This window comes from Pseudomonas libanensis (genome assembly GCF_001439685.1).
In the GTDB taxonomy this organism is placed as follows: Bacteria; Pseudomonadota; Gammaproteobacteria; order Pseudomonadales; family Pseudomonadaceae; genus Aquipseudomonas; species Aquipseudomonas libanensis.
This window is the reverse complement of the sequence record NZ_JYLH01000008.1, coordinates 101,121-117,319: the sequence shown is the minus strand read 5'-3', so window position 1 is coordinate 117,319 and position 16,199 is coordinate 101,121. Positions and strand designations below refer to the sequence as shown.

11 protein-coding genes are annotated in these 16,199 nt (G+C 60.7%); 4 read left to right on the top strand and 7 right to left on the bottom strand.

All coding sequences use genetic code 11. The features are described from left to right. Nucleotides 1–17: 17 nt before the first annotated feature. Nucleotides 18–1,271, bottom strand: a complete 1,254-nt coding sequence (glyA, locus tag TU73_RS14465; RefSeq protein ID WP_057012804.1) for a serine hydroxymethyltransferase — start codon at nt 1,269–1,271, stop codon at nt 18–20. A 229-nt stretch (nt 1,272–1,500) separates the two neighbouring features. Beyond that, nucleotides 1,501–5,352, bottom strand: a complete 3,852-nt coding sequence (locus TU73_RS14460) for a sensor domain-containing protein (protein WP_057012803.1) — start codon at nt 5,350–5,352, stop codon at nt 1,501–1,503. Between the two features lie 284 nt (nt 5,353–5,636). Here TU73_RS14460 and ettA point away from each other — a divergent pair, with 284 nt between their 5' ends. Together ettA and gdhA are read left to right on the top strand one after the other, a co-directional pair. After that, nucleotides 5,637–7,301, top strand: a complete 1,665-nt coding sequence (ettA, locus tag TU73_RS14455; protein WP_046069594.1) for an energy-dependent translational throttle protein EttA — start codon at nt 5,637–5,639, stop codon at nt 7,299–7,301. Between the two features lie 350 nt (nt 7,302–7,651). Further along, nucleotides 7,652–8,989: an NADP-specific glutamate dehydrogenase gene (gdhA, locus tag TU73_RS14450; RefSeq protein ID WP_057012802.1), complete on the top strand. Its 1,338-nt coding sequence runs from the start codon at nt 7,652–7,654 to the stop codon at nt 8,987–8,989. Here gdhA and TU73_RS14445 read toward each other — a convergent pair. The 5 genes from TU73_RS14445 to TU73_RS14425 all read right to left on the bottom strand — a co-directional run bounded on the left by TU73_RS14445 (nt 8,986) and on the right by TU73_RS14425 (nt 12,953). Next, nucleotides 8,986–9,483, bottom strand: a complete 498-nt coding sequence (locus TU73_RS14445) for a GreA/GreB family elongation factor (protein ID WP_057012801.1) — start codon at nt 9,481–9,483, stop codon at nt 8,986–8,988. The genes gdhA and TU73_RS14445 overlap by 4 nt on opposite strands. Before the next feature lie 58 nt (nt 9,484–9,541). Beyond that, nucleotides 9,542–9,898, bottom strand: coding sequence for a hypothetical protein (locus TU73_RS14440; protein ID WP_057012800.1), 357 nt, complete (start codon nt 9,896–9,898; stop codon nt 9,542–9,544). A gap of 137 nt (nt 9,899–10,035) precedes the next feature. Continuing rightward, nucleotides 10,036–10,341, bottom strand: coding sequence for a chorismate mutase (locus TU73_RS14435; protein ID WP_057012799.1), 306 nt, complete (start codon nt 10,339–10,341; stop codon nt 10,036–10,038). Between the two features lie 177 nt (nt 10,342–10,518). After that, nucleotides 10,519–12,372 carry an Lnb N-terminal periplasmic domain-containing protein gene (locus TU73_RS14430; RefSeq protein ID WP_057012798.1) on the bottom strand — a complete coding sequence of 618 codons (1,854 nt, stop codon included), beginning with the start codon at nt 12,370–12,372 and terminating at the stop codon, nt 10,519–10,521. A gap of 92 nt (nt 12,373–12,464) precedes the next feature. After that, entirely contained in the window at nt 12,465–12,953 is a 489-nt protein-coding gene (locus TU73_RS14425; RefSeq protein ID WP_003194274.1) for a DUF3015 domain-containing protein, read from the bottom strand. Between the two features lie 265 nt (nt 12,954–13,218). Here TU73_RS14425 and TU73_RS14420 point away from each other — a divergent pair, with 265 nt between their 5' ends. Together TU73_RS14420 and TU73_RS14415 are read left to right on the top strand one after the other, a co-directional pair. Further along, on the top strand, nt 13,219–15,657 hold the full coding sequence (locus TU73_RS14420; protein ID WP_057012797.1) for a Lon protease family protein: 2,439 nt from the start codon (nt 13,219–13,221) through the stop codon (nt 15,655–15,657). 224 nt (nt 15,658–15,881) lie between these two features. Beyond that, on the top strand, nt 15,882–16,199 hold the full coding sequence (locus tag TU73_RS14415; RefSeq protein ID WP_043048438.1) for a PA4575 family protein: 318 nt from the start codon (nt 15,882–15,884) through the stop codon (nt 16,197–16,199).

Below are 16,199 nucleotides of genomic sequence, written 5' to 3'. Positions count from 1 at the left end.
TATTCAAGCTACTGCAATCAAGCGCCGTACACCGGCAGCTTCTTGCAGATGGCCTTGACCTTCTCGCGTACCGCGTCGATCACGGCTTCGTTGTTCAAGTCTGCCAGGATGTCGCAGATCCAGCCGGCCAGTTCCTTGCACTCGGCTTCCTTGAAACCACGGGTGGTCACCGCCGGAGTGCCGAAGCGCAGGCCGGAGGTGACGAACGGCGAACGTGGGTCGTTCGGTACGGAGTTCTTGTTCACGGTGATGAATGCTTTGCCCAGGGCAGCGTCAGCATCTTTACCGGAAATGTCCTGCTTGATCAGCGACAGCAGGAACAGGTGGTTTTCAGTACCGCCGGACACTACGTCAAAACCGCGCTCGATGAACACAGCTGCCATGGCCTGTGCGTTCTTCACCACTTGCTGTTGATAGGTCTTGAACTCAGGCTGCAGGGCTTCCTTGAAGCAGATCGCTTTAGCCGCGATCACGTGCTCCAGCGGACCACCCTGGGCGCCCGGGAATACTGCGGAGTTGAGCTTCTTCTCGATCTCGGCGTTGGCGCGGGCCAGGATCAGGCCGCCACGTGGGCCGCGCAGGGTCTTGTGGGTGGTGGTGGTGACCACGTCAGCGTAAGGCACCGGGTTCGGGTAGACACCAGCGGCGACCAGGCCGGCCACGTGGGCCATGTCGACGAACAGGTAGGCGCCAACCTTGTCGGCGATGGCGCGGAAACGCGGGAAATCCAGGATCTGCGAGTAGGCAGAGAAACCGGCCACGATCATTTTTGGCTTGTGCTCGACCGCCAGGCGCTCGACTTCGTCGTAGTCGATCAGGCCGTTGGCATCGATACCGTACTGGACGGCGTTGTACAGCTTGCCGGAGGAGGAAACGCTGGCGCCGTGGGTCAGGTGACCGCCGTGGGCCAGGCTCATGCCCAGGATGGTGTCGCCGCCTTGCAGCAGGGCCAGGTACACCGCGCTGTTGGCTTGGGAACCGGCGTGTGGCTGGACGTTGGCGTAATCGGCGCCGAACAGTTGCTTGGCACGGTCGATAGCCAGCTGCTCAACCACGTCGACGTACTCGCAACCACCGTAGTAGCGCTTGCCTGGGTAGCCTTCGGCGTACTTGTTGGTCAGAACCGAACCTTGAGCCTCCATCACCGCAGGGCTGGTGTAGTTTTCCGAAGCGATCAGCTCAATGTGCTCTTCCTGGCGCACGGCTTCTTGCTCCATGGCGGCGAAGAGATCGGCGTCGTACTTGGCAATAGTCAAATCACGGCTGAACATGGCGGTCCTCAAGGATCGGGGGCAGAAAAGAAGGGCATTCTAACCCAATGGGTTTTGGATGGCATATGAAAGGACATCATGTCGCGGACAAGTGGGGCTCATCTGGGGATGGGTGGTGTCAGTACTGGCCCCATCGCAGGCAAGCCAGCTCCCACATTTGACTGTGTGAACCCGATCAAGTGTGGGAGCTGGCTTGCCTGCGATGAGGCCATCCGCCCCAGCAAAAAACTCAGTCGAACATGAAGAGGGCATCATTGCTGAACTGCGCCTCGAACCGGTTCGCCGGCATCGGCCGCCCGAACAGGTAACCCTGCACCTCATCACAGCCATGCTCGCGCAGAAAATCCAACTGCTCATGGGTTTCCACACCTTCGGCAATCACCGCCAGGTTCAGGCTGTGGGCCATGGCAATGATAGCCCGGGCAATCTGCGCGTCCTGCTCACCCGAGGGCAGGCCGTCGACGAAGGTGCGGTCGATCTTCAGCACGTCGATGGGGAACTGCTTGAGGTAGTTGAGCGACGAATAGCCCGTGCCAAAGTCATCCACCGCAATGCTCAGGCCAAGGTTTTTCAGGCTGGCGAGGATCTGCAGGGCTTCGTTGACTTCACGCATCAGGATACTTTCAGTCAGTTCCAGCTCCAGGCACGCCGGCGGCAGGCCGGTGTCCTTGAGGATGGTGGCGATGCGCATGCCCAACTGGCCGTCGGAGAACTGCCGCGCCGAGATGTTCACCGAGACTTTCGGCACCCGCACTTTGTTCTGATGCCAGCTCTTGAGCTGGCGACAGGCTTCGCTGATCACCCAGTCGCCCACGTCCACCACCAGGCCCAATTCCTCCAGCACAGGAATGAAGTCACCCGGCGGCACCAGGCCACGACGCGGATGGCGCCAGCGCAGCAAGGCTTCGGCGCCGGTCAGGCGTTTGCCGTCGCCGCTGAATTGCGGCTGGTAATAGAGCACGAATTCGTTCTGGTCCAGGGCGTGGCGCAGGTCGCTTTCCAGCTCCAGGCGTTCCAGAGCGCTGGCGTTCATGTCGGCCTGGTAGAACTGGAAGTTGTTCTTGCCGCGCTCCTTGGCGTGATACATCGCGGTATCGGCGTTTTTCATCAGTTGGCTCAGCTCGTTGCCGTCTTGCGGGCTGAGGGCGATGCCGATACTGGCGGTGACGAAGAACTCGCGGCCTTCCAGTACAAACGGTTTCACCAGGCTGGCGAGAATCTGCTCGGCCACATGAATCGCGCGGTTCAGCGCCATCTCGCGGCTGACTCGCGGTTGCAGGAGCAAGGTGAACTCGTCGCCGCCCATGCGCGCTACGGTGTCGTCCTCGGCCACGCAACCCAGCAGGCGCGTGGCCATTTCCTTGAGCATGCGGTCGCCGGCGGCATGGCCGAGGGAGTCGTTGATCGGCTTGAAACGATCCAGATCGAGGAACATCAGTACCACCCACGACTTCTGCCGCTCGGCGGACTGCAACGCAGTGTGCAGGCGGTCCTGGAACAGCGTGCGGTTGGGCAGGTGGGTCAGGGCGTCGTAGTAGGCCAGGCGGTGGATGCGTTGTTCGCTGGCCTTGCGCTCGCTGATGTCGCTGAAGAAGCAGACGTAGCTGGCCAGGTCGCCTTCATCGTCGAACACCGCCGTAATACCGACCCAGGCCGGGTAATGCTCGCCATTGCGGCGCTTGAGCCACACTTCGCCTTCCCAGGTGCTGTGCTGGTGCAATTGCTTGAGCACGTAGCGCAGATGGGCTTCCTGCTGCTCGTCGACAGTGAGCATGTTCGGCAGTTGGTCGAGCACATCGCTCACGGCATAACCGCTGACCCGGCTGAACGCCTCGTTGGCTTGCACAATGTAGCCCGCCGGATCGGTGATAAGGATCGCCGAGGTGGAATGCTCGAATACCGTGGCCGCCATGCGCAGGTCTTTCTCGGCGCGGCGTTGCTGGCTGATATCGCGGCCCACACCAAGGATGCCTTCAAACGCACCATGGTCATCCCACACCAGCACCAGGCGCAGTTCGATCGGCACTTTGCGCCCGTCGGCGCGCAGGCAGTCGAACAGGAACAGCTGGGTCTGGACGTCATCGCGCAGCCTGTTCAAGGCTTCGGGGTTGCCCAGGGCGCGGCTGACCTGTTCCATCAGGCTATAGATGCCGGTCAGCTGTTGCGGGTTGGCGATGATCGACTGCCAGCCATTCTTGAACACCCAGTCCACGTCATAGCCGAGCACGGCGTTGACCGATGGGCTGACGTAGTTGAGGGCCAGTTGGCTGTCGGTGGAGCAGATGACGTCGCTGATGCTTTCGGCCAGCATGCGGTAGCGCTGTTCACTGTCGCGCAGGGATTCGCTGGCCTCGATCTGGTCGGTAATGTCCTTGGCCACGCCGATGATCCGCGTGACCACCGCGGACGTGTCCCGGGCCAGGGCTTGTTCGCGGATATCGAAGCGGCGCCATTGGTTATTGCGGTGGCGAAAGCGCAGCTGGCAGTGCAGTTGCGTTGTATAGCCGACCCGGCGCTGCTGTTGGCGCAAGTCGTGGTAATGCTCGGCGTCTTCGGGATGCAGCAGGATTTCCCAGAAGTACTCGCCCATTTGCTGCAGTTCGGCCTTGTTGTAGCCGAGGGTGTGGCCCAGGTGATGGTTGCTGAAAATCATGCGCTGGCTAATCACGTCCTGCACATACAGGTGGTCGGGCACGGTGCGCACCACGTCCGACCAGAAGCTCTCGCGTTCCACCAGTGACAGCTCGATCAGCTTGCGGCTGGTGATGTCGCTGATGCTGAGAATCACCGCCTTGAAGTCGTCCTGTTGCTCCGGCAGGCGCATCACCAGCCACAGGTATTGCTCGTTGCCGGCTATATCATTGAGCTGGATTTCCAGCTCCAGCTGTTTCTGCTGGGCCAGTACCGCTTCCAGCACCGGGTAGCCGATGGCGGTGGCGTTGCGTGGGCAATCATCGATCAGGCGTTCCCAGGCTTGTTCGCATGAGTTTACGTTCAACAGTCGCACCGCCACCTGGTTGACCTCGGTGACCCGCAGTTCCTTGAGCAGTTGCTGGCGTTCGCTGGGGTTGGCCTGCAACCAGGCATGCAGTTGCTCGCGGCTGTGCACTTTGGTTTTGTCGAAGAATGTCTTGAGCCCCGACAGGTCAAGTACGCACAAGGCCACGCCCGTGCCTTCGAAAATATCCTGATAGCGCCGCCGCCCCTCGTTCACCTGGCGCTGGCGGCGACGCATGTTCAGCAGCACGATCGCCGGTATCAGCGAGAACGCCAGCCCCAGCAGGCATTTGCCGATAAACGCCGGCAGCAGTTGTTCAAGCACTGCGCTGCGGTCGAACAGCCCGCGCAGTTGCCAGTCGCTTTTGCTCAAGGGCGTGACCAGCACGCTTTTGTTCAACTCCTCCGGGGTCAGGGCGCCGGCCCACTGCGCCGGCATGCCGCTGTCCCGGCTGACCACGCGGTGGTTCAGGCGGTTCTCGATCGCCCACATCGGTCGCTGGGCCTGGCCATCCTGGCGCGTGAGGCCGGCCAGGTAGTTGGGTGCCAGGCGTAATGCCCAGTACACCTTGGAGCCACCGCTGGGCTGGTGCAGCAACAGATAGATGACGGTGCCGTCATTGTCGTTGCTCAGGTAATAGGACTGGGAGTGGCTGCGCTTGACCAGCTCTTCAAGCCAGGCGCTGTCGCGGCTGTCGTCGTCGGTGTCGCTGATCAGCGCGCCGCTGGGCGCCAGCAGGGCGAAGCTGCGCAGTTCTGGTAACGAACGCTGCAAGGTGCGCATCAAGGCCTGCTGCTGTTCGGCATTGCGCGGTGGTTCGACGATGGGCAGCAGGTTCAGGGCGATCTGTGCGCTCAGGGCCATGTTCAGGCTGATTTGCTCGGCCAGGTCGGCACTGTAGTCGATGGTGTATTGCTGCTGGTTTTTCTGGTTTTGCTGCAATTGGTCGAGCAGTTGCCAGAACAATAACGCGAGCAGCAACAGGACAAGCGTCGCCAATGCGCCCTTCAAGGTGCCGTGCAGGGGCGCTCCCGGCGCAATATGAGCGGCGCGCAAGGGAGCTGGCGGCGTGACTTTGGACAAGCTGTGATCCTGCGGTTTGGCTGGACTGGCGCGCGACGTGCACTATAAGCCGGACGCCCGGAGGGCGGCTAGCATGCCTTGAGTTGTGGCAAAGTGCCAGTCCTGCCTGGCTGGACTGCCCCAGCGCATTCAGGTAGCTTTGCCGGTTACGCGGGGGCGTTCCAGCCCCAGACACTCAGGCTTTTCCCCACGCAGGCATTGATCACCGTCAACGGCCCGCGCGGCGCATGGCCTGGCACGGGCTTCGCCCGCTTAATTCATCAGTCACTGACGCTAGGTTCACCATGGCTCAATACGTCTTCACCATGCATCGGCTGGGAAAAGTTGTTCCGCCGAAGCGGGAAATCCTGAAAAATATTTCATTGTCCTTCTTCCCAGGCGCCAAGATCGGCGTGCTCGGCCTCAACGGTTCGGGTAAGTCCACGCTGCTGAAAATCATGGCCGGCGTCGACACCGAGTTCGAAGGCGAAGCCCGCCCGATGCCGGACCTGAACATCGGCTACCTGCCGCAAGAGCCGATCCTGGATCCGACCAAGACCGTGCGCGAAGTGGTCGAAGAGGCCGTCAGCGTGATCAAGGACGCCCAGGCACGCCTGGACGAGGTCTACGCCGCCTACGCCGAACCGGATGCCGACTTCGACAAACTCGCCGCCGAACAGGCCAAGCTCGAAGCGATCCTGCAGGCCGGCGATGGCCACAACCTGGAGCGCCAACTGGAAGTCGCCGCCGATGCGCTGCGCCTGCCGGCGTGGGACGCCAAGGTCGAGCACCTGTCTGGTGGTGAGAAGCGTCGCGTGGCCCTGTGCCGCCTGCTGCTGTCGGCCCCCGACATGCTGCTGCTCGACGAACCGACCAACCACCTGGACGCCGATTCCGTCGCGTGGCTGGAGCACTTCCTGCACGATTTCCCGGGCACCGTGGTTGCGATCACGCACGACCGCTACTTCCTGGACAACGTGGCTGGCTGGATCCTCGAGCTCGACCGCGGCGCCGGTATCCCTTACGAGGGCAACTACTCCGGTTGGCTTGAAGCCAAGTCCGACCGCCTGGCTGCCGAATCCAAGCAGCAATCGGCCCACGAAAAAGCCATGAAGGAAGAACTGGAGTGGGTGCGCAAAGGCGCCAAGGCCCGCCAGTCCAAATCCAAGGCACGTCTGCAACGCTTTGAAGAAATGCAGTCGCAGGAATTCCAGAAGCGCAGCGAAACCAACGAAATCTACATCCCGGCCGGCCCGCGCCTGGGTGACAAGGTCATCGAGTTCAAGAACGTCTGCAAAGGCTATGGCGACCGCGTGCTGATCGACAACCTGTCGTTCTCCATGCCAAAAGGCGCGATCGTCGGCGTTATCGGTGGTAACGGTGCGGGTAAATCCACGCTGTTCCGTATGCTGATGGGCAAGGAAACGCCGGACTCCGGCAGCATCGAGATCGGTGACACCGTGCAGTTGGCGTGTGTGGACCAGAGCCGCGAAGACCTCGACGGCAGCAAGACGGTGTTCCAGCAGATTTCCGATGGTTCCGACCAGATCCGCATCGGTAACTATGAAATCCCGTCGCGTACCTATGTCGGCCGTTTCAACTTCAAGGGCGGCGACCAGCAGAAGTTCGTCAAGGACCTGTCCGGTGGTGAGCGCGGTCGCTTGCACCTGGCCCTGACCTTGAAAGAGGGCGGCAACGTGTTGCTGCTCGACGAACCGTCCAACGACCTCGACGTGGAAACCCTGCGTTCCCTGGAAGAAGCCCTGCTGGACTTCCCGGGCGCCGCCATTGTGATCTCTCACGACCGGTGGTTCCTTGACCGCGTCGCGACCCACATCCTGGCGTACGAAGACGACTCCCAAGCGGTATTCTTCGAAGGTAACTACACCGAGTACGAAGCAGACCGTAAAAAGCGCCTGGGCGAAGCCGCTGCCCAGCCGCACCGCGTGCGTCACAAAAAACTCGCCTGATTCGGGTTGGTTTGAAAAAAAGCGGAGCCTTCGGGCTCCGCTTTTTTTTTGGGCACTATTCAGGTGGACCGAGGCGACTTCATCGCAGGCAAGCCAGCTCCCACATTAGATCGAGTACCTCTGCTACGACACGGTCCAACGTGGGAGCTGGCTTGCCTGCGATAGCGGTTTAACTATTGGTGCATATCTCGCGTTGAAATCCCTGTTAGGGGGCAAAAATCCTGATTATTTATATCCAATGCACCATTTAATTTCACAAAGGCGACATTTTGCCCTGTCACGGTGCGAAACGAATTGATAAAGTCCGGCTCAATCTCTGTTTAACAACAATCAATTTGCCGAGACTTTTCATGATCGAATCCGTCGAATCCTTCCTGGCCCGCCTCAAGAAACGCGACCCGGACCAACCGGAATTCCACCAGGCCGTAGAAGAAGTCCTGCGCAGCCTGTGGCCTTTTCTTGAAGCTAACCCCCATTACCTGACCTCGGGCATCCTGGAGCGCATTTGCGAACCGGAACGCGCGATTACCTTCCGGGTGTCGTGGGTGGATGATCATGGCAAGGTCCAGGTCAATCGCGGCTTTCGTATTCAGATGAACAGCGCCATCGGACCCTACAAAGGCGGCCTGCGCTTCCACCCGTCAGTGAACCTGGGCGTGCTGAAATTCCTCGCCTTCGAGCAGACCTTCAAGAACTCCCTGACCTCGCTGCCCATGGGCGGCGGCAAAGGCGGCTCGGACTTCGACCCCAAGGGCAAGAGCGACGCCGAAGTGATGCGCTTCTGCCAGGCGTTCATGAGCGAGTTGTACCGCCACATTGGTGCGGACGTCGACGTACCGGCTGGTGATATCGGCGTGGGCGCACGGGAAATCGGCTTCCTGTTTGGCCAGTACAAGCGCCTGAGCAACCAATTCACCTCAGTGCTGACCGGCAAAGGCATGACCTATGGCGGCAGCCTGATCCGCCCGGAAGCCACCGGTTTCGGCTGCGTCTATTTCGCTGAGGAAATGCTCAAGCGCCAAGGCCTGCGCGTTGAGGGCAAGCGCGTGGCAGTGTCCGGTTCCGGTAACGTGGCGCAATACGCGGCGCGCAAGGTGATGGACCTGGGCGGCAAGGTGATTTCCCTGTCGGACTCCGAAGGCACCTTGTACGCCGAGAGTGGTTTGACCGAGGCGCAATGGTCAGCCCTGCTGGAGCTGAAAAACGTGCAACGCGGGCGCATCAGTGAATTGGCCGAACGCTTCGGCCTGGAGTTTCGTAAAGGCAAGACGCCTTGGGAACTGGCCTGCGATATCGCCCTGCCATGCGCCACCCAGAACGAACTCGACGCCGACGCCGCCCGAACCCTGCTGCACAACGGCTGCGTCTGCGTGGCCGAAGGCGCCAACATGCCGACCACCCTTGAGGCTGTGGATGTCTTTATCGATGCGGGCATTCTGTTCGCACCGGGCAAGGCATCCAATGCCGGCGGCGTGGCGGTGAGCGGCCTGGAAATGTCGCAGAACGCCATGCGCCTGCTGTGGACCGCTGGTGAAGTGGACAGCAAGCTGCACAACATCATGCAGTCGATCCACCATGCCTGCGTGCATTACGGCGAAGAAAACGGCCGGGTCAACTACGTCAAGGGCGCGAACATTGCCGGCTTTGTGAAAGTCGCTGACGCGATGCTGGCCCAGGGTATCGTCTAGGCCTCGGGTTCGATGCGCAGCACTTCGATCAACTGATCGCCGACGGGGCGCTGCCACAGCACCTCGTCGCCCACCTGGGCTCCCAACAAGGCAAGGCCCAGGGGCGAGCCCCAGTTGATCAAGCCTGCGTTGGCATCGGCCTGGTCTTCACCGACTAACTGGATGCGCTGCTGTTCGTCCTGCTCGTTGGCGAACGTGACCCAACTGCCGATCTGCACCTTGTCGGTGGACGTGGCCGGCGCGACTACCTGGGCGCTTTGCACTCGTTGGTTGAAGTAACGCAGGTCCCGCTCAAGGTCCGCCTGGCGCTGCTTATCGGCCTGCTCACCCTTGGCGGACTCGGCACTGTACTCAAGCTGCATTTGCGCCACCTTGGCTTGCAACTGCGCCAACCCTTGCGCGGTCAGGCGGTTAGGTTGCGCGCTGACCTGACGCTCCACCGGCTGATCGGCCTGGGCCGCCGCGTTATCTTCATTTACAAAAGCTCGGCTCATGGCGTTCTCCTTCCTATGGAGGTTGGGCCAGCTCACAGCTTGATCGTTCCCAGAACGATCAGCGTGAGCGATAGGCTTTGGCGGCGTCACGATCTTTTTCCTGCTGCCAATCGCGTTCGCGGTCGTCCCTGCGGTTTTCCTCGTAATCGCGCAGTTCCTGGCTCTCGCGCATGGCCTTGCACTGACGAAACCCATCTTCCCAGCCTTCGGCGTATTGCCGGTCTTTGAGGTAGCGCGGCACATTCTTGCGAAATGCCCCGGTAATCACCCCAGCGGCCTGGCGACCGCTGCTGCAACCGTCGTCGAAGCCATCGGCGAAGGCGGGTGGGTAACCTTTGGCCAGCAATTCCTGATGGGTTGACTGGCAACCCGACAACCCCACCGCAGCGCACAGCATGACTGCATACCGCCACATGGCGTACTCCCTGGCCGGTTAACGGCTGATAAGGAGAGTCTAGAACGGGATTTGTTGGGGCGGTGTGAAATGGCGGTCAGAAATGTGTGGGAGGGGGCACGCTGTGGCGAGGGAGCAAGCTCCCTCATCACAGGGTGTTATGACGGGTGGTTCATCCCCAGCGCTGTATGTTCAGCCAATTCCTGTTGGATAAACGCAGCAATCATCGCGCGATACACCTGTTCAGTGACTTCCGGGTTGGCGCCCACTATTTCGGATAACGCCCGCACCTTTGCGACTACTTGTTCAACCCGTTGTGGTGCCTTCACCTCATCGGTGTCTTTTTTGAAGCGCGCAGCTTGGGAGACGAAGTGGCCGCGTTCGGCCAGCAATATGACGATCTGTTGGTCGAGGCGGTCGATGTTTTCGCGGACTTCTTCAAGGGTAGTGCAGGCAACGGCCATGTTGGTGGAGCTCCTGATTTGGTGGGAGGGGGCGATGCGGTAGGGCTGACTATACGCGGGCCAAATGTGGGAGCGGGCTTGCTCGCGAATGCGCACTGTCAGTCACTGATTTTTTGTCTGACGCACCGCATTTGCGAGCAAGCCCGCTCCCGGATTTTGAACGTTGTAAGGCTTGAATCAGTAGTGGTACCACTTCAGCTCAAGCATCACTTCATTTACCGGTGTGGACAGATGGCTGTACTCACGCTGGGCACTCAGGCGCAGGCCCAGGTTGCGTGACAGTTCCCACTGCTGGTTGAGGCTGATGCTGCGCCGCACTTCGCCATTGGTGAAAAAGTCACCCTTGGCCTCCAGGCTCAGGTTGCCCAGCGGGTTCTTCCACAACACGCCGGTGTTGAAACCGGCGGCGGGGGAGATGGCTTCGCTGAAGTCGTTGTTGTGCTCTACGCGCACGGTGCCGAGGGCAAAGCCGAGCATGTCGTCGCTCAACTGCCAGGTGCCGCCCGCGCCGCCGTTGACATGGGCGACCAGGGTTTCGTCGTCGTGCTTGCCCGGCACGCGCTCCAGGCCGCCGGTGACTTGCCATGACCAGGGTTGCAGCAGCGCATTGCGCGGGGTCAGGGAGCGGATGGTGGCCAGGTCCAGTTGCTGCAGTTGCCAGTGGTTACCTTCGTACTGGCGCAGTTTCATTTGCAGGATTTCGATCTGGGCGCCCAGGGGGAAGCCTTCGGCGTTGTCGTTGAGGTCGTGATAGGCCATGCGCAGGCCGTATTCGCCGAAGGCTTTGTCGCCTCGGGTGCCGATGCCGGCTTGCCAGGTGCGCGATTGGTGGCCGTTCTCGGGCAAGCCTGGAGGCGTGATCTTGAGGTCGGGCGCAGGGTTCTGGTTGATCGCTCGCAGCAGCTCGAAGCTGCGCTGGGAGCGTGCACTGTCGCGCTCCAGACCGTTGGCGCGATAGCGGCCCAGGCGGTAGGCGGCGTCGATGATCAGGGCCTGGCGATCACGGGGCAGGGTCTTGAAGGCCGGCTCCTGCAATTGTTTCTGGTCATCGCTGATTTTCAATACCCACTGTTGCTCATCGCCATCCAACGGCTTGGCGCGTTCCAACAGTTCGCGCTCACGGGAGGGCCGATAGTCGATCTTCTCCACCAGGCCCGCTTCCTTGACGGCTTTGACCGTGTCGGTAGGGATCGCTGTGAGCGGAAATTGCTCGGTCAGGCGCAGGCCGGGGCGTGCCACTTGCAAGAGTTCCAGCAGGCGGTAGGAGCAGTTTTCATCGAAGAAGAAGTAGTCGAACTGGATCTGCTTGAGTTCCCACACGTGTTCGACCATGCGCTTGGTCTCGACTTCGGTGAGGTTCAGGCGGTATTCCCACAGGTCGCGGTTTTCGAGACTACGGTATTCGGAGAGTTTCTCCTGGTAAGGCACCAGCGCGAACAGGCCGGGATAGCCGCCCATCAGGCCCTTCCAGGCGTAGAGGATGCTGTTGTCGGAGCCTTCGATGTAGGCGCCGAAGTTGATCGCATAGCTGAGCAACGCGGTGTTGTTGCTTTGCACGTCGGCCTGGTCGATACGCAGCAGGGTGTGGCCGAACATCGACGACGGGCTGTTGAGGTAGGCAGCAGGGAAGATCATCACCGCGCTGTGGGGGGCGACGTCCTTGAACCATTGGGTGAACTCTTTGCAGTCCAGGGCGGGCAGGTCGGTCAGGTGCAACTGATCCTTGAGCCAGCGGGTACGTGCAGGGTAAACGCATTGGGCGTGCTTTTCGCCCAGGCTGGCCGGGGCGTACAGCGCATCGACGGTGGCCCTGAGTTCCGCGTCCGGATGGTGGGCACCGTCGGCGGCGAGGAAGAATTTCTTGTCGCTGACATAGCTGCGCCAGCCGCTGATCTTGCCGGCTTCGTAATGCCCCAGCGAAAGCCAGAACGGGTCATTGGCCAGTTGCTGCAAACGTTGATCGTCGAGGTGCGGGGCCGCATGCAGCGGGGCGCAGGCGAAGAGAGCCAGGCAAGCGAGGCGTTTGAGCATGGGGGCTACTTAAGTCGGACTGAAAAAAAGACCCAAGGGGGGCAGGTCGAAAAAATAAAACCCGCGCCTCGAAAGACGCGGGCGGGTCGAGCTTAAGCCTGGGTTGCGTATTTCGCCAGACGGGCATCACTTTTCAGTACTGCGATGGTGTTGTTGTGCACGTCGTCAGCGGTCACGTCAGCCTTGCTGAAGATCTGCTGGAAGTGCTCGTGGGTCACGGCCGCGAAGTGATCGCGATCTTCCGGGGCAACACCCAGTACCACCGCGTAGGTGGTCAGTGCTTCGCCGTTGCCTTTGGCCATGTCTTCGGACAGCTCGTTCATCATGCCATTCATGGCAATCCAGGACTTGCCGCCGTAGGTCAGAGCGCTGTTGGTGCTGCAACCGTTGGTGCCAGAGGTCATGCCGAATGTGGCGTTACCCGAGGTGCCGTTGGTGGTGGAGGCCAGGAAGTGGGCCGGAGTGCCGCGCTGGCCTTCGAACAACATGTTGCCCCAACCGCAGTTCGGGCCACCTGGTGCTTCTGCCATTGCATTGAGGGATACGACGGTGAAGAGAGTACCAAGAAGGATCCGTTTCATAGCTTTGTTCTCTTTGTGTGCAAACCAATGGACAAGGGTTCAGGCGCTTCACAGTGCCCTAGGGGCCAGTTATTAGTCCAACCCGCGCAATTTGGAGTTTAGGCACGTTCCCGGGGTTCCGTGTTTTTTTATAAACATTCAATCTCTGGTGATTTTTTTGTAGGACGCGTGTGGTGGCTATGCTTTCCCGAAAGCGCGCCTTGCCAGAGCGCTCAACCGGGAGCCAGAATGCGCCCATCTGCCCCGCCTGATGTAAGGAAGCCCGATGCCTGATCCTGTTGCTGCCAGCTTGCGTCTAGCGCCCGAAGCGCTGACTCGCCCTTTCTCCGCTGAACAGTTCAGCTTCTCGACCACCAATGATTTGGAGCCCTTTCGCGGTGTGCTTGGCCAGGAACGTGCGGTTGAAGCCTTGCAGTTCGGCGTGGCCATGCCACGCCCCGGTTACAACGTGTTTGTCATGGGCGAGCCGGGCACCGGTCGCTTTTCGTTCGTCAAACGCTACCTGAAAGCCGAAGGCAAGCGCCTGCAGACCCCGGCCGATTGGGTCTATGTGAATAATTTCGATGAGCCGCGCGAGCCCCGCGCCCTGGAATTGCCAGGGGGCGGCGCCGCGGCGTTTATCGCCGATATCAACGGCCTGGTCGATAACCTGGTCGCCACCTTCCCGGCGGTGTTCGAACACCCGACTTATCAACAGCGTAAAAGCGCCATCGACCGGGCGTTCAACCAGCGCTACGACAAGGCGCTGGACGTGATCGAGCGCCTGGCCCTGGAAAAAGACGTGGCGCTGTACCGCGACAGCTCCAATATCGCCTTTACGCCGATGCTCGATGGCAAGGCGCTGGACGAGGCCGAGTTCTCGCAACTGCCTGAAGCCGATCGCGAGCGCTTCCACACCGATATTTCCGAGCTGGAAGAGCGTCTCAACGAAGAACTCGCCAGCCTGCCGCAGTGGAAACGTGAGTCCAACAACCAACTGCGCCAGTTCAACGAAGAAACCATCACTTTGGCCCTGCAGCCTTTGCTGGCGCCGTTGTCGGAAAAATATGCAGAAAACGCCGGTGTCTGCGGCTACCTGCAAGCCATGCAGGTGTACCTGCTCAAAACCGTGGTCGAGCAATTGGTGGATGACGCCAAGACCGATGCCCAGGCACGCAAGCTGCTCGAAGAGCAGTACTGCCCGAGCCTGGTGGTGGGCCATCCGCTCAACGGTGGCGCGCCCGTGGTGTTTGAACCGCACCCGACCTACGACAACCTGTTTGGCCGCATCGAATACAGCACCGACCAGGGCGCGCTCTACACCACCTATCGCCAGCTGCGTCCCGGCGCCTTGCACCGCGCCAATGGCGGTTTCCTGATTCTTGAAGCCGAGAAGATGCTCAGCGAGCCATTCGTGTGGGATGCGCTCAAGCGTTCCCTGCAATCGCGCAAGCTCAAGATGGAATCGCCCCTGGGCGAGCTGGGCCGCCTGGCTACCGTAACCCTCAACCCGCAAATGATCCCGTTGCAGGTCAAGGTGATCATCATCGGCTCGCGCCAGTTGTACTACGCATTGCAAGACGCCGACCCGGACTTCCAGGAGATGTTCCGCGTACTGGTGGACTTCGACGAAGACATCCCGATGGTCGATGAAAGCCTGGAGCAGTTCGCCCAGTTGCTCAAGACCCGCACTTCGGAAGAAGGCATGGCGCCACTGACCTCGGACGCGGTGGCGCGCCTGGCGACCTACAGCGCCCGCCTGGCGGAACATCAGGGCCGGTTGTCGGCGCGGATTGGCGATTTGTTCCAGTTGGTCAGCGAGGCAGACTTCATTCGCCACCTGGCCGGCGACGAGATGACCGATGCCGGGCATATCGAGCGCGCCCTCAAGGCCAAGGCCACGCGCACCGGCCGCGTGTCGGCGCGGATTCTCGACGACATGCTCGCCGGCGTCATCCTCATCGACACCGCCGGCGCTGCCGTGGGCAAGTGCAACGGCCTGACGGTGCTGGAGGTGGGCGACTCGGCATTCGGCGTACCGGCGCGGATTTCCGCCACCGTGTACCCGGGTGGCAGCGGTATTGTCGACATCGAGCGCGAAGTCAACCTCGGCCAGCCGATTCACTCCAAGGGCGTGATGATCCTCACCGGTTACCTGGGCAGCCGCTATGCCCAGGAATTCCCGCTGGCGATCTCTGCAAGTATTGCCCTGGAGCAGTCCTACGGTTATGTGGATGGCGACAGTGCCTCCCTGGGCGAGGCCTGCACCTTGATCTCGGCCTTGTCGAAGACGCCGCTCAAGCAGTGCTTTGCCATCACCGGCTCGATCAACCAGTTTGGCGAAGTGCAGGCGGTGGGCGGGGTCAACGAAAAAATCGAAGGTTTCTTCCGTCTTTGTGAAGCCCGCGGCTTGACCGGTGAGCAAGGCGCGATCATCCCCCAGGCCAACGTTGCCACGCTGATGCTCGACGAGAAGGTGTTGCAGGCCGTGCGTGCGGGGCAATTCCATATCTATGCGGTGCGCCAGGCGGATGAGGCCTTGAGCCTGCTGGTGGGCGAGGATGCCGGCGAGCCGGACGCGGAGGGGCAATTCCCGGAAGGCACCGTGAATGCGCGGGTGGTGGAGCGTTTGCGGGCGATTGCCGAGATGATCAGTGAGGAGGATTTGAAGGAGGCGGAAAAAGAGCTGGCGCAGCAGGCGTTGGCAGAAGCCAAGCCAACCTGATTGCTGTCATCACTCGGTTAAGGTGGGAGCTGGTGTTTTGGGGAGCGTTTAGCGTGCCACAAAATTGACTCCATTCTCGGGGACCAACGCCCGTTGGTCCCTACGACCTTGGTTTGGCGCGTTTTTCTTCTATTCTCAATTCAGGGATATCCACAGGAGTCGCAGGATAGAGACAGCCTCGCCTTGCGCTGGGGCTGAACACCGATCTACCGAGGGTCGCCGCCATGTCGCGCAACCTTTGCCTTACCCGCCAGTGCCTGGGCCTGGTCACCCGTATTGAATGCTCAATTCGCCCACTCGCCGGGGACAACGGACTGTGGACGTTATTGTTTGCCGCTGGAATGTCGGGCGAGCAGCCTTCCACCGTCAAGTCCGAGGGCCCGTTTAACGGGCCCTGGGTGGCTGAAACAATGCTGGGTTCCATCGTCGATAACCTGACCTTGCATGGCTACGAGCAAATGGACGAACCGCAGATCTGGTGCCTGCACCTGCAAGCCCATCTGCGCCAACTCAATGGCAGTCAAGAGCGGCTGGCCCTTTAG

Excerpts from the sequence above, each read along its gene's own strand:
- TU73_RS14435 (WP_057012799.1), bottom strand. The coding sequence starts at position 10,341 with ATGGCCGTTGCCTGCACTACCCTTGAAGAAGTCCGCGAAAACATCGAC.
- TU73_RS14415 (WP_043048438.1), top strand. The coding sequence starts at position 15,882 with ATGTCGCGCAACCTTTGCCTTACCCGCCAGTGCCTGGGCCTGGTCACC.
- TU73_RS14445 (WP_057012801.1), bottom strand. The coding sequence starts at position 9,483 with ATGAGCCGAGCTTTTGTAAATGAAGATAACGCGGCGGCCCAGGCCGAT.
- TU73_RS14440 (WP_057012800.1), bottom strand. The coding sequence starts at position 9,898 with ATGTGGCGGTATGCAGTCATGCTGTGCGCTGCGGTGGGGTTGTCGGGT.
- gdhA (WP_057012802.1), top strand. The coding sequence starts at position 7,652 with ATGATCGAATCCGTCGAATCCTTCCTGGCCCGCCTCAAGAAACGCGAC.
- TU73_RS14425 (WP_003194274.1), bottom strand. The coding sequence starts at position 12,953 with ATGAAACGGATCCTTCTTGGTACTCTCTTCACCGTCGTATCCCTCAAT.
- TU73_RS14430 (WP_057012798.1), bottom strand. The coding sequence starts at position 12,372 with ATGCTCAAACGCCTCGCTTGCCTGGCTCTCTTCGCCTGCGCCCCGCTG.
- ettA (WP_046069594.1), top strand. The coding sequence starts at position 5,637 with ATGGCTCAATACGTCTTCACCATGCATCGGCTGGGAAAAGTTGTTCCG.
- glyA (WP_057012804.1), bottom strand. The coding sequence starts at position 1,271 with ATGTTCAGCCGTGATTTGACTATTGCCAAGTACGACGCCGATCTCTTC.
- TU73_RS14420 (WP_057012797.1), top strand. The coding sequence starts at position 13,219 with ATGCCTGATCCTGTTGCTGCCAGCTTGCGTCTAGCGCCCGAAGCGCTG.